The organism is Pseudomonas arsenicoxydans, from assembly GCF_006438915.1.
GTDB lineage: Bacteria > Pseudomonadota > Gammaproteobacteria > Pseudomonadales > Pseudomonadaceae > Aquipseudomonas > Aquipseudomonas arsenicoxydans_A.
In genome coordinates, this window is sequence record NZ_RCZE01000002.1 from 564,877 (window position 1) to 577,940 (window position 13,064).

Genomic DNA, 13,064 nt, shown 5'->3' on the forward strand with positions numbered 1-13,064 from the left:
GGCTGGCTACTGTCATAAATTACAGTCCTGACCAACGGTGATCGCAGCTGATCCTTGAATGTCTATTCCCGCAGCGGGTTGGGCGGGGGCTTTTTTTGTCCCGTCGATTTACTGCCTGGCGGTGACAACCTTTTTGTTCATGGTGTTTCTGACCTTGGTACGCTCGAACACATTCACAGAAGACTTCGCTGCGCCAAAAAAACCTCGCTCGGCCGGGGAATACTTTCCGATGGTCGCTGCACCTTGAAGGGTTTGATAATGAATGTCCCACGCCTTTATTTTTCGGTCGTACCTCATGAAGGCGAACCCGGTTGTCTGTGTGATCACATTGTTGTTTTCATCAACATCAAATCCATAATCGGTATATTCCATCGCTGCGCTGAGCCCCATTCCGTGCTCAGCGGAAGGTAACGTGTTGTATTGCGCATCTTCTTTTGAACCCTCTACGTGCCTCACCCGCAATACATTCTTGTTGAGCTGATCGACCGTCAGCGAACAACCACTGAAACCCGGCGTAAAGACAAACTCGGGGTCCGTGCCTTGGGGATGGACAGGTATGTCTACATACCCTCCCTGCGCAGCCCAATAGCCGGAGACTGCGCTGGATTGTTCAGGAATTTCACCGGCAGCGATATCGACAACCTTGAGAGCATTGAACTCACCCTTCGCCGCGCCGGAATACGTCATCCGCTGCATTGAAAATATAAAACTGGCGCCTTCTTTATTCACCAGTTGCGAGCTGACCTGCGGTGAATAAGCGACTTTCGTTGACATCAGCAAGTCGGTGTTAACCCCCACACGGCTAAATTCAGGTATCGATAATGCCTTGAGGATATCCGCTGACTGCCCCGTGAATGGCACCATGTGGATAGGTTTTCCCGCATCAACGGGCTTGGCACCCGGCACGTTGCGCTCATTACCCACCGCTATGACCGGTGTCCGTAGGCCGTTACTCAAGGGCTCTTTCGAAATGGCTCCACTGTCATCAATAAAGCTGACCGGGTTGTTTCGGGTCATCCAATACAGATTCAGTCCATCCACATCCCCCGCCGGATCCGGATTCAGCCAACGGAACAACCACGGCACGTAGTACCGAAAACCGTAGTAATAAAGCCTCGTCGCATCCCGCTCCTTGCCCGAATAACGAGTGGTTTTATAGTCGACGTCAATCACATCCGGGCCGGCGTACCAGGCCGTCTCACCGAAGGGATAGAAGACTTCCTGGCTGATGATCTGCGCATCGTCGGTCAGTTCCACGGTGCAGGAGTTGAGGCGATCGACCAAGGTGTAGCGGTATTGATCATTGATGCCGGTTGGTGGAGCGCTTTCCCAATGCAACACCCGCACGGTATTGAGGCCGGCCTGTGCGGTGATGACGTGCAGCACCTCCCCGGTGCCGCTGTCGGTACGAAGTTCCAGCCCCGGCAAGTAACGCACTTCGGCGGTCACGGTTCGGGCATTGGTCTGCAACGAACGAATTTTGCGCAACCGTTGACCGCCGCCATCGTAGAGATAGTGCTCACAGTCATTGCGCCCGGAATCGCGCTCCACCGGGCAGACCGACGCCAGTTCATTACGCAGATTCCAGGTCAGAAACCGCCCTTGATCCAGCTCCGTCAAATTGCCGTTGGCATCGAATGCAGCGGCGATGTCCTCTTCCGTCGGTGGCACACCGTTGCGCCAGGGCAGGCAGCGATTGCTGTAACGCGCGGCGGTCAGTTCACGGCCAGGGTTTTGTGTGCCCACATGCGTCAACTTCCGCAGGTTGCCGCCCTCGTCGTAGCGGTAGGTCTGCTGGTAATTGCTGACCGCCGCCGGATCAGTACGACCCACGGACTCCGGCCCCTGGTTGGGAGCGCCCGCCTCCCAACCGGTGGCTTCGATCAATTGGGAAAGACTGTCGTAGATAAAGCGACTGAGAGGGTCGATGCGTTGGTTGTTGAAGTAACGCACCGGCAACGCCTTGTCTTCGATACTCAGCACATTGCCCATTCGGTCGTAGGTGTAGAGCAGGTGTTGCAGCAAATCGTTGCGATCACTATCCGCTCGTCGCTCCATCAGCCGGCCATCCTCGGGGCCATACGTGAGCGTTGTTCGTACGTCGTTGCCCGCCACTTCTTTAAGGGGCTGTCCGTCGGCGTTGTACTCGATCTCGCTGACCAGTGTTTGCCAAGTGGTTTTGCCGGCCAGCTTCAAGGTGCTTTGGTGCAGCCGGCCATCCAGGGTGAAGACGAAGGCCTGGCAATTCTGCCGGGCATCGACCGTTTCCAGCACATTCCCCAGCGGACCGTAACGCCACGCCGAAACGGCACCCTCGCCCGGCTCCAGCAGTGTTTGTCGATCGGCTATCGGCTCCGGCCAATCCGGTGGAACGGCGTCGAGGGTGAAGTGCTTAATGCGTCGGGTGCATTGGCCGGTGATCGCAAACGCCTCAAACAGTACGGTACCGCCGGGGCTGTCCTGACGAATCAACTGCCCGCATTGATTATGATCGCGGTTAACCGGATCGGCGCCACCGTATTCCATACGTTCGGCACATTGGGGTGGCTGCGTAGCGACGTGTTCAAACACCGCCACGGGACGAAGCCGGTCGTCGTAGCGAATCTCGCGTCGGGTAGCGCGACTGTCCCAGCCTTGCAGCACTTCATTGGCCGGACCGAGAAGGTGGGTCTGAGAGCCGGCATCGACACTGACCGTGCAGACGGGATGACCGGTCAGCGAATGCACGGTCGTGAGATTGGCGGCCGTCATAGGATCTTGTTGCTGTAGCCGCCAGAGCCGTGGATCCCACTGTTTTACCGCCACCCCGGCGGCATTGTGCAAGGTGCGGTTGATGCGAGCCTGAGCCGGGGCACCTTCAACCTCGCGCCAGTAATCCACCGAACGGATCGGCAGCCCTCGAGGATCGAAGACGAACACTCTGGGTGTTTTGTGGTGCATTCCCAACGGTGAGGCCTGCATGCCGGTCCGTCCCTGTTTGCCTGCGCTTATCTAACCGTTCGTGGTCAGGCATCGCTACTGTCAGAAATTACAGTACCGACCAATGGTGATCGCGGTGGATCGGCGAATGTCCATTCCGGCAGCCCTTCGGTAGGATGGAGGTCATGAGTTCAAGGAGCGTACACACATGTTCATCGGCGTCCTGCTGGTCATTACCTGGCTGATCCTGCTGCTGCGCTACCCGTCCAAGGCGTTTCCCGTGTCCGTGGCGGCCGCCGTCGGTTTGGGCCTGGTGGCGACGTGGGTGATCTGGCTGGACAACCGCGAGGTCAAACAACTGGCGCGCCTTGAATTGCGCATCACTTATGCGCCCGAACGATGCCCGGCAGACCGCCCGCTGCAACTGAAAATGAACAACGGCAACGACGTGCCACTGACCGAGCTGCGCTGGCGCATCGCGGCCTATGCGCCGGGCGATACGGTCAATCTGGCCGACAATCAATACGCCGCACCGCGCTATCGCGGCCCCGGCGAACTGCAGGCCGGCGCAAACTGGGAAGACTGCTTGCCCCTGCCGCCGCTTCGCCCGGGTTATCGCCCGCAGACGCTGGAGTTTCGCGCCGAGCATTTGCAAGGTAGTTTCTCCGACTGATCCCCTTTCTCACTTTTGCACAAGGACCGCGCCATGCCCGTTGCGTTGATTACCGGTTGCTCCAGCGGCATTGGCCGCGCCCTCGCCGAGGTGTTCAAAAATGCCGGCTACGAAGTCTGGGCCAGCGCCCGCAAGGCTGAAGACGTGGCCGCGTTAGCCGCCGCCGGTTTCACCCCCGTGCAACTGGACGTCAATGACGGCGCCGCACTCGAACGGCTCGCTGAACAGATCAATCAGCAACATGGCGGCCTCGACGTGCTGATTAACAACGCCGGTTATGGCGCGATGGGGCCGCTGCTCGACGGCGGTGTGCCAGCGATGCAGCGGCAATTCGAAACCAATGTGTTCTCGGTCGTCGGCGTCACCCGCGCACTGTTCCCGGTGCTGCGTCGCGCCAAGGGATTGGTGGTGAACATCGGCAGCGTTTCGGGGGTTTTGGTCACGCCATTCGCCGGTGCCTATTGCGCCTCGAAAGCAGCCGTTCATGCGTTGAGCGATGCGCTGCGCATGGAACTGGCGCCGTTCGGTATTCGCGTGATGGAAGTCCAGCCGGGCGCCATCGAATCGAGTTTCGCCAAGAATGCCGGTCATGAGGCTGAACAATTGATCACCGAACAATCGCCGTGGTTTCCCCTGCGCGAAGGCATACGTGCGCGGGCCAAAGCGTCTCAGGACAAGCCGACGCCTGCCAAGGAGTTTGCAGAGGGTTTGCTCAAGGCTGTGCAGCAGGGCAAGCCGCCACGTTTGATTCGATTGGGCAATGGCAGCCGGGCGTTGCCGTTGTTGGCGGGGTTGCTGCCTAAAGGGTTGCTGGAATCGGGGTTGATGAAGCGGTTCGGGTTGCGTGGGCAGCTCTGAGACCGGGTCGACCCCTTCGCGAGCAAGCCCGCTCCCACAGGGAAATGCATTTCAAATGTGGGAGCGGGCTTGCTCGCGAAGGCGTCAGAACAAACATTGAAAAAATTCAGGAAACACTATGACCGACTACACCGACTACTTCGACGAAGTCATCCAGGCCCACGTCGCCATCGAACAATGGCTGGCCGAAGAACGAGACGACTCGGAACTTGAACAACTGCTGAGCCGGTTTTCACCACAGTTTTCCATGATCTCGCCATTGGGCCGGGTGCTGGATTTCGAGGCCTTGAGCGAGTTGTTCCAGATGGCAGGCGGGAAGAAGCTCGGGTTCAGGATCGAGCTCAGTGAATTACGCGGTATCGCGCTGTATGACGGCGGCGCGGTGGTGAGTTATCGCGAGCAACAGACCGATGCCACCGGGCTGCATTCGGATCGGCGTTCGACCGTGGTGTTTGAGAAAGGCGCCGATGGCAGGCTGATCTGGCGGCACTTGCATGAGACGTTTTGCAAGGGTTGACTCGAACGCTCTTGTGGCGAGGGAGCTTGCTCCCGCTGGGCTGCGAAGCGGCCCCAAAAAGTATGGGACTGCTGCGCAGTCCAACGGGAGCAAGCTCCCTCGCCACAGGGTTACTCGCCAACGCCTAGTTAACCACCACCGTGCACGTAATCCCCGCCGCCAACAGCACACCCTCCGGCACTTCATCAATGTGAATCCGCACCGGCACTCGCTGCGCCAGTCGTACCCAGTTGAACGTCGGGTTCACATCGGCAATCAGCTCGCGGCTTTGCGGGTTATCCCGGTCGTAGATGCCGCGAGAAATGCTCTCCACATGCCCCTTCAACACCTCGCCGCTCATCAATTGCATGTCGGCCTTATCGCCCACGCGCACATGCGGCAATTTGGTTTCTTCGAAGAAGCCATAGACCCAGAACGAGTTCATATCGACCACGGCCATTTTCGCTTCGCCGATGCGCGCGTAGTCGCCGCGATGCACGTTGAGGTTGGTCACGTACCCGTCCACCGCCGCCCGCACTTCGGTGCGTTTGAGGTTGAGTTCGGCGGCTTCGAGTTGCGCCTGAGCGTGTTGATAATCGGCCAGTGCCGAGTCGGCGATGTTGCTGGCGTCGTCGCGGTTTTCCCTGGAGATTACCAGGTTGTCCATGTCGGCACGGCGACGGGCGTTGACCTTGCGCATCTCCCACGTGGCCTTGCGTGAGGCGACCAGCGACTGCGCCTGCTTGACCGCGATGCGGTAGTGCTCGGGGTCGATCTGCATCAGCAAGTCGCCCTTCTTCACTTGTTGGTTGTCGCGCACCGGCACGTCCACCACTTCCCCGGTGACGTCGGCGGCGACGTTGATGATGTCGGCGCGCACCCGGCCGTCGCGGGTCCACGGGGTGTCCATGTAGTGCACCCACAAGGTCCGGCCGATCCATAGCGCGAGGGCCAGCACCAGCAGGGTGGCGAGCAGGCTGAAAAGCTTTTTCATCAGGGCCTTCTTCAGAGATAGAGAGTCAGTGATCGAGAGTCAACGGTAAACGGTCAGCGCCAGCGCGCCGAACAGACAGGTAAACAGGCTCAGGCGCAGCAGCGCCGGGTGCCAGAAGAAGCGGTACAGGTCGAACCCGGACAAGAACCGGTCCAGCGCCCAGGCCAGTGCGGCGGCAATGAAAAACATCAGCGTCATGGTCGGCATGTATACGCCGTGGAAGGCGATTTCACGAGGCATGTTCAAGTCCTTGCGGCGCGGTTTTCGTGTAGGCCGCGAGCGGTGATTGCGGGTCCAGCAACGAGGTGCGAATGAAGTGCAGGTAGCTCTTCACCCGGCGCAAGGCCGAGGTGTCGAAGTGCGGTGCGAAAGGTTCGTCGGTGGCTTGCACACGGCTGATTGCATGGTCGACCGCAATCAAACTGCGCTCCAGATTGTTCTGGCTCGGTTGCAGGAACAGCCGCACCAGCGAGCGACCCATCACGCGGATCGCCTGGCGCCACGGTTGCGATTCGACGTAGGCCGGATGCACTGGCAGAATCGCCTGTTCCTTGCGCAACTCGATGATCGCGTGGCCGACTTCCAGTACCACGAACATCCAGCGCAGCAAGTTCCGCTGTACTTGCGGCTGTCCCGCCGCGAGGCCGTACGCCTGATGCAGCAAGTCCCGCGTGCGGCTCTCAAAACTCGACGCCAAACCCTTGAGTTTGCCGCTGATCGCGTACACCACTTGCCCGCGCAGGTCCTGCTCCAGCCGTCGCCACAACCAGCGGCTGTTCGGCGGCAGAATGATCGCCCCGGCCGCCGCGCACACCAGCATGCCGAGCACCATGGCGATGTAGTCGTTGATGAAGGCGTAAGGGTTGTAGACCGTGAGGTTGTCCGGCACCGAACCGGTGCTGAAAAAGATCAGCAAGCCGAGGCCGACACCGGCGTATTGCGGGCGTGACGTGAGGAACGAACCGAGCACGATCACCGGCGCGAGCATCACGCACAGCAGTGGAAAACCGTCGATCCACGGGAAGATGAAAAACATCTCGACGAAACCGATCAGTGCGCCAAGGAACGTCCCGCAGGCCATCTGAAATGCCATGCGCTTCGGGTTCGGCGTGGCGGCGGAAAGGCCGACAGTTGCCGCCGCAATCAAGGTCATCGTCGCGCCGCTGGGCCATGCGGTCGCCACCCAATAGCTGCCGAGCACCACCAGAATGAACGCCGCCCGAATCCCCGACGCCGCCGAGGCCATCCAGTTGGTTTGCGGGGTGAACGGCTCGTCCCATTGCTCGCGCGCATGGCTGTGATCGGCCAGCGAAGCGTGGGTCTGTGCGTAACTGTGCAGGTCGTCGACGAAGCGATAAAGCAACTCGTACGCGGTGTGGAAATCCAGCAGCTCGGCGTCGCTCGGGTTGCTCTCCTGAAAGGTCGCCCGCAAGCGGCGAACCCGCGCCGGCAAGCCTTCTTTATAAGCGCTCAACTCGACGACCAAACGTGCCGCGTCTGCGTCGGTCAGGGCGCGTCCACTGAAACCGTCGAGCACTTGCGCCAGGTCCTGCAAACCCGGTTTGATCGCAGCGACCGCAGGCTCGGCACCGCAGCTGCGCAAGCGTTCGAGCAACTGATGCAAGGCGTTGAAGCGGGTGGTGATGCCCATGAACTCGCTGTTCAAACGATTGAGCCGACCGTTGCGCCGACGCATGTGTGGGTCTTCGAACACGGTCACGCTGCGCAAGCCTTCCAGCCCCACCGCCTCAGCGATGAAGCGCACGTTGCTCGCTTCAAAAGCCTCCCGTTTGCTGCGACCGCGCAAGCCATCGGTGACGAACAAGGCGAACACGCCGAAGCGCTGATATAAGGCGTTGCGCATCGCCGCGCTGGCGGTTTGCGGCAGGATCGCAGCGCTGACCAGCGTCGAGCAGAGAATACCCAGGGAGATTTCCAGCACACGCCAAACGGCGGCCATGAACGCGCCGTCCGGGTGCGCCAGCGCTGGCAAACCGACCATCGCCGCGGTGTACCCGGCCAACACAAAACCGTAGGCGCGAAAGTTGCGATACCGCGTCGCACCCGCCGAGCAGATACCGACCCAGATCGCCAGCGAGCCGAGGAACAGTTCAGTGTTTTGCGCGAACAAGGCAATCAGCGCGACCATCACCGCCGAGCCGGTCAAGGTGCCGAGAAAGCGGTAAAAACTCTTGGCGAACACCTGACCACTTTGCGGCTGCATGACAATGAACACGGTGATCATCGCCGTGCGCGGTTGCGGCAACTCCAGGCGCATCGCCAGCCACAAGGTCAGGAAGGCAGCGAACAACACCTTGAAGATGTAGACCCAGGTCACGCCGTCGCTGCGGGCCCAGTCGAACAAGCCCCGGCGCCATTCAAGGGAGTACAGCCAGCGCAAAGGTGCGGGCAAGGGCGTCATCATCATCCTGGAAGAATGTGTGGAAAAAGAGATTCTGTGGCGAGCGAGCTTGCTCGCGCTGGGCTGCGAAGCGGCCCCAAAATTCTGACAACCATTGCTGATTTTGTGAGTGCTGCGCACTCAAGCGGGAGCAAGCTCCCTCGCCACAAATATGGGCGTGCCTGACAGATCTTGGTCACTTGAGGAGGCTCGGGGTTTTCGGGGCCTGGGTTTGTATGGCGGTCGGCACATCATTACCCGCACCCAGCCCGCCACCCAACGCCGTCACCAGTTCGGCATGAGCACTCAACCGCGCCGCCTGCACCTGCTGCTGCACCTGCTGTTGCTTGAACAACAACGTCTGCGCGTTCAGCACATTGAGGTAGTCAGTCAGCCCGCGTTGATAGGCGATCATTGCAATGTCATAGGTCTTCTGCGCCGTGGCCACGGACTCGGCGGCGAAGGCCTGCTGCTTGTCCATGGACTCGCGGCGGATCAACTGGTCGGAGATGCTTTTCAGTGCATTGACCAGCGTCTGGTTGTACTTGGCGACGGCGATGTCATACCCCGCCGACGCTTCGCCCAACTCCGAGCGCAAACGCCCGCCATCGAAGATCGGCAACGAGATCGCGGGGCCAACGCTGTAGTTGAGTTTCTTGCCGGTCAAAAACTCCAGCGCGCCACCGCCGGTGGCCATGTAGCCGAGACTGCCGACCAGGTCGACGTTGGGATAAAAACCGGCGTGGGCGACATCGATGCCCCGCGCCTGCGCCGCCACCTGCCAGCGACTGGCAACCACGTCCGGGCGTTGTCCGAGCAACTGCGCAGGCAATGACGACGGCAGTTTCAGTGCCGCGCCCAACGACAGCGTTGGCCGCTGCAATTGCGCGCCCTCGCCCGGCCCCTTGCCGGCGAGGGCCGCGAGCTGGTTGCGGCTGAGGGCGATTTCTTCGTCCAGTGCATCGATCTGGCGATGGGTTTCCGGCAACGGCGTTTGTGCCTGACTGACTTCAAAGTGCGTGCCGATGCCACCGTTCAGACGCTTCTGTGCGAGGTCGAGAATCTGCTGTTGCTGCTGCAGCGTCGCCTCGACGATGTCGCGCTGGGCGTAATGCAACGACAGTTCGATGTAGGCGCGCACGATGTTGTTCTGCAATTCGAGCTGCGCCAGACGCGCTTCGGCGGCGCTCATGTGCGCCATGTCCACGGCACGCTCGGTGGCATTGCTTTCGCGGCCCCAGAGGTCCAGCGCATAGCGGAAGCCCAGCGCGGCGTTGTTGTCCCAAGTGGTCGTGTTGGCCAACTCGCCCGGCCCGTAGAACTGATCGGTGGGCCAGTTGTGGCGCTTGAGGGTGGATTCGCCATTGATCTGCAATGACTCGGCGGACTCGGCAATGCCGGCCATCGATTTGGCCTGACGCACCCGCGCCGCCGCCATGGCCATGCTCGGGCTGCCTTGCACGGCGAGGTCGATCCAGCGGTTCAGTTGCGGGTCGCCATAGGCCTGCCACCATTGAGCGGTGGGCCAGTGCGCGTCTTGCGCCGCGTGTTGAATGGCTTCGTCGGTGGCCAGGGAATCGGCCTCCAGTGCCTTGCCCTGCGGGGCAATGCCTGCGGTACCGATGCAGCCGCTGATTGCCAGGGTTAAAGCCAAAACACTGAGCGTCTGAAGCGCTCTGCTGATGCGACGCGGCACTGCTGAGATTTCCTGAAATAGGGGAAGTACGAAATCCTGTAGGAGCCGGGCTTTTGTGGCGAGGAGGCTTGCCCCCGTTGGGTTGCGAAGCGACCCTAAATCCGGTCACTGCGTTCTTCAATCAGAATGCGGCGACTTCTTTACGACTGCTTCGCAGCCGAACGGGGGCAAGCCCCCTCGCCACAGGAGCCCGGCTCCTACAGTGGCGCAATTCTAGGGGCCGGCCTGTACGGCGATAAGCTGGGATTCTTGTGAATCTTTGTTACCGTTAGCGCGATAATCCCTTGGTCGGGGTCTCAGACCTTGAAACCTTGTGTCACAATTTGCCATCTCCCTTGAGAGCACCCCATGGACACTTTGCAAAACATGCGCGCCTTCAGTTACGTGGCCGAGGCCGGCAGCTTCACCGCCGCCGCCGTGCAACTGGACACCACCACCGCCAACGTCTCGCGCGCGGTCTCCAACCTGGAAGCCCACCTGCAAACCCGCCTGCTCAACCGCACCACCCGCCGCATCGCCCTGACCGAAGCCGGCAAGCGCTACCTGTTGCGCTGCGAGCAGATCCTCGCGTACGTCGAAGAAGCCGAAGCCGAGGCCAGCGACGCCCACGCGCGGCCGGCCGGGCAGCTCAAGGTGCACACCATGACCGGCATCGGCCAGCACTTCGTGATCGACGCCATCGCCCGTTATCGCAAGACGCACCCGGACGTGACCTTCGACCTGACCATGGCCAACCGCGTGCCGGACCTGCTCGACGAGGGCTACGACGTGTCCATCGTCCTCGCCAGCGAACTGCCGGACTCGGGCTTCGTGTCTCAGCGGCTGGGCATCACTTACAGCATCGTCTGCGCCTCGCCGGCGTACGTGAAAGCCAACGGTTGCGCGCAAAAGCCCAGCGATTTGCTGAACCACATGTGCCTGCGCCTGGTAAGCCCGGTGATCCCGCTGGAGAAATGGGCCTTCGACGGCCCGGAAGGCCAGGAGACCGTGACCATCAACAGTTCACCGTTTCTGGTGAACTCGGCGGACGCGATGAAAACCGCGATCACCAGCGGCATGGGTGTTGGCGTGCTGCCGGTGTATGCGGCGATTGAAGGCTTGCGCAACGGCTCGCTGGTGCGGGTGATGCCGAACTACCGCTCGCAAGAACTGAATCTGTATGCGATCTACCCTTCTCGGCAATATCTCGACGCGAAGATCAAGACGTGGGTCGAGTACTTGCGCGGCTCGTTGCCGGAGATTCTGGCGGCGCATCAGGCGGAATTGGCGGCGTATGAATTGAGCGGGAGTTTGGGCGGGGTTCGGGTGGCGAACTGATCTCACGGTCCTACAGACGCGCTGATTTTGGGGAAGGATTCCGACGCGTTCTGTCGGTTGTTGGGTCAGACGGGAAATGGGTAGGCTTTGGTTGTCGCTGGCACTTCAGCGATCAGGCCTGGAAACCTGATAAATACGTCAACAGCTCATGGCATACTGCGGCGCTTTTTCTGCACGCATTTCTTTGTTATGGCGGCTGTGCGCGGGAGACCTTCGGGTCTGCCGGGTTTTGGCGGATTTATCCGGTTTTCCAGCCTGCGCACGGCTGCCACCCTTTCGTCTGGAAGCGAAAAATGGCGGCTCCAATAAATACGCCAATGAGTAACGCCCGAATGATCAAAGAAACCCCGAACCCTCCAGATACCGACGACGTTTCCCCTTACGAATCCGTCGATTCCAAAAAATTCCACGACGCCGCCGAACGCGCGCTGAATCACTACCTCAACCCCGCGGCCCTGAAGTCACCGCCCACCCGTAAACCCAGCACCATGTTTCTCCTTGCACCGGACCTCAAAGACGAAGACCTGCTGGCCCACACCTGCGAGTCCCTGGCCCAGGCCAGCGTAATGGCCGGCGATTTTGCCGCCTACCTGGAAGGCCCGCACCGCAACACCGCCATGGCCATCCAGCAAATCGTCATGCTCGCCGAACTGGCCGCGAACCGGATGATGGACAACCTGGAACTGCCCAAACCCACACCCCACCGCTGCCCCCAGTAAAAAACCAATCCCCTGGGGGAGCGAGCCTGCTCGCGATAGTTCTGTGTCAGCCGACATTGATGTCGCCCAAAACGCCGCAATCGCGGGCAAGCTCCCACCAAAAGCACCTGAAACTCAGTATATAAAAAGTCAAACCAACTGATCTAACGCCTTTTATATTTCAATCCATTATAAAAACCTGCCAGTTATGACAGTAGACGCCCTACCCCTGGAGATGGAGAATTTGATATGCAGGCTCTAAATTAACGCTGAAGGAACGCGCAAATGAATGAAGAACATCGATGGGAAAACCCCAACGCCGTGTCTGGCACCCTAACTACTGTGCCCCTTTCTGGAATCGGACCACTTGAAGCGTCTGCTTTTCGATTTGTAACCAATAAGCAGTTGGTTTTGTTTTCTGCCAGACAGGAAACTGAGTTAGGCATATACAGCCATGTACACTTCGAGTTCCCCTTCGATATTGAAAATGGACGTTACGACTTCACCAAAACGGGCTTGATCTCGCCGCCACTTCTTGCTCGAGTATGGAATAACGGAAACGCTTTCCGCCCATTTATCTCTAACCCTGACGTCGGATATATCGATATCGATTTCGACAGCGTTAACGGTATTTTGAATGCCCAATTCAGTTTCGGTTTTAACGGCGAAATCACTGAAAGTACTGGCCAGATCAAGAATGGTGCCGGCATGGAGTATATGAAAACGAAACAGGTGCGGGGTGGGCGGCTGCTGAACTGATTTCACCCTCCTACAGACGCGGTGATTTTTGGGGAATGTTTCCGACGGGTTCTGTCGGTTGTTGGGGCAGACGGAAATGGGTAGGTCTTGTGGGTCGCTGGCATTTCATCGGCACAAGGCGATGGCGATCAAGCAGATCGTCATGCTGGCGGAGCAGGCAGCGAACCGGATGATGGATAACCTCGAACTGCCAAAACCCACGACGCACCGCTAACTCCCCGGCAGAAATCCATCCCCCTGTAGGAGTGAGCCT

The 13,064-nt window shown here is 59.7% G+C and carries 11 protein-coding genes and 1 pseudogene; 7 read left to right on the forward strand and 5 right to left on the reverse strand.

The genetic code is table 11. The annotated features are described in order from the left end of the window. Positions 1 to 108: 108 nt before the first annotated feature. On the reverse strand, positions 109 to 2,961 hold the full coding sequence (locus EAH78_RS06095) for an RHS repeat-associated core domain-containing protein (protein ID WP_240051846.1): 2,853 nt from the start codon (positions 2,959 to 2,961) through the stop codon (positions 109 to 111). Between the two features lie 166 nt (positions 2,962 to 3,127). Here EAH78_RS06095 and EAH78_RS06100 point away from each other — a divergent pair, with 166 nt between their 5' ends. The 3 genes from EAH78_RS06100 (at position 3,128) to EAH78_RS06110 (ending at position 4,967) form a co-directional block, all read left to right on the forward strand. Continuing rightward, on the forward strand, positions 3,128 to 3,592 hold the full coding sequence (locus tag EAH78_RS06100) for a multidrug transporter (RefSeq protein WP_140666657.1): 465 nt from the start codon (positions 3,128 to 3,130) through the stop codon (positions 3,590 to 3,592). A 33-nt stretch (positions 3,593 to 3,625) separates the two neighbouring features. After that, positions 3,626 to 4,450, forward strand: a complete 825-nt coding sequence (locus EAH78_RS06105) for an SDR family oxidoreductase (protein ID WP_140666659.1) — start codon at positions 3,626 to 3,628, stop codon at positions 4,448 to 4,450. 118 nt (positions 4,451 to 4,568) lie between these two features. Continuing rightward, positions 4,569 to 4,967, forward strand: coding sequence for a DUF4440 domain-containing protein (locus EAH78_RS06110; RefSeq protein ID WP_140666661.1), 399 nt, complete (start codon positions 4,569 to 4,571; stop codon positions 4,965 to 4,967). A 124-nt stretch (positions 4,968 to 5,091) separates the two neighbouring features. On the opposite strand, the gene EAH78_RS06115 is transcribed toward EAH78_RS06110, so the two are convergent. From EAH78_RS06115 to EAH78_RS06135, 4 genes are all read right to left on the reverse strand, one after another. Next, on the reverse strand, positions 5,092 to 5,940 hold the full coding sequence (locus tag EAH78_RS06115) for an efflux RND transporter periplasmic adaptor subunit (RefSeq protein ID WP_123435375.1): 849 nt from the start codon (positions 5,938 to 5,940) through the stop codon (positions 5,092 to 5,094). Between the two features lie 39 nt (positions 5,941 to 5,979). Next, positions 5,980 to 6,180, reverse strand: coding sequence for a DUF1656 domain-containing protein (locus EAH78_RS06120; RefSeq protein WP_007896379.1), 201 nt, complete (start codon positions 6,178 to 6,180; stop codon positions 5,980 to 5,982). Beyond that, positions 6,170 to 8,362 (reverse strand): FUSC family protein, encoded by a 2,193-nt coding sequence (locus EAH78_RS06125; protein WP_140666663.1) that lies wholly within the window; start codon positions 8,360 to 8,362, stop codon positions 6,170 to 6,172. The genes EAH78_RS06120 and EAH78_RS06125 overlap by 11 nt, the downstream gene beginning before the upstream one ends. A gap of 175 nt (positions 8,363 to 8,537) precedes the next feature. Continuing rightward, a complete protein-coding gene (locus tag EAH78_RS06135) occupies positions 8,538 to 10,037 on the reverse strand; it encodes an efflux transporter outer membrane subunit (protein WP_140666665.1) in 1,500 nt (499 codons plus the stop codon). A gap of 348 nt (positions 10,038 to 10,385) precedes the next feature. Here EAH78_RS06135 and EAH78_RS06140 point away from each other — a divergent pair, with 348 nt between their 5' ends. The 4 genes and pseudogenes from EAH78_RS06140 to EAH78_RS32110 all read left to right on the forward strand — a co-directional run. After that, entirely contained in the window at positions 10,386 to 11,354 is a 969-nt protein-coding gene (locus tag EAH78_RS06140; protein ID WP_140666667.1) for a LysR family transcriptional regulator, read from the forward strand. Between the two features lie 332 nt (positions 11,355 to 11,686). Then, positions 11,687 to 12,073 carry a DUF6124 family protein gene (locus tag EAH78_RS06145; RefSeq protein ID WP_140666669.1) on the forward strand — a complete coding sequence of 129 codons (387 nt, stop codon included), beginning with the start codon at positions 11,687 to 11,689 and terminating at the stop codon, positions 12,071 to 12,073. A 264-nt stretch (positions 12,074 to 12,337) separates the two neighbouring features. After that, on the forward strand, positions 12,338 to 12,811 hold the full coding sequence (locus tag EAH78_RS06150) for a hypothetical protein (protein WP_140666671.1): 474 nt from the start codon (positions 12,338 to 12,340) through the stop codon (positions 12,809 to 12,811). Positions 12,812 to 12,917: 106 nt separating this feature from the next. Continuing rightward, positions 12,918 to 13,025: pseudogene (locus EAH78_RS32110) on the forward strand (DUF6124 family protein); the annotation flags it as partial. Positions 13,026 to 13,064 lie beyond the last annotated feature (39 nt).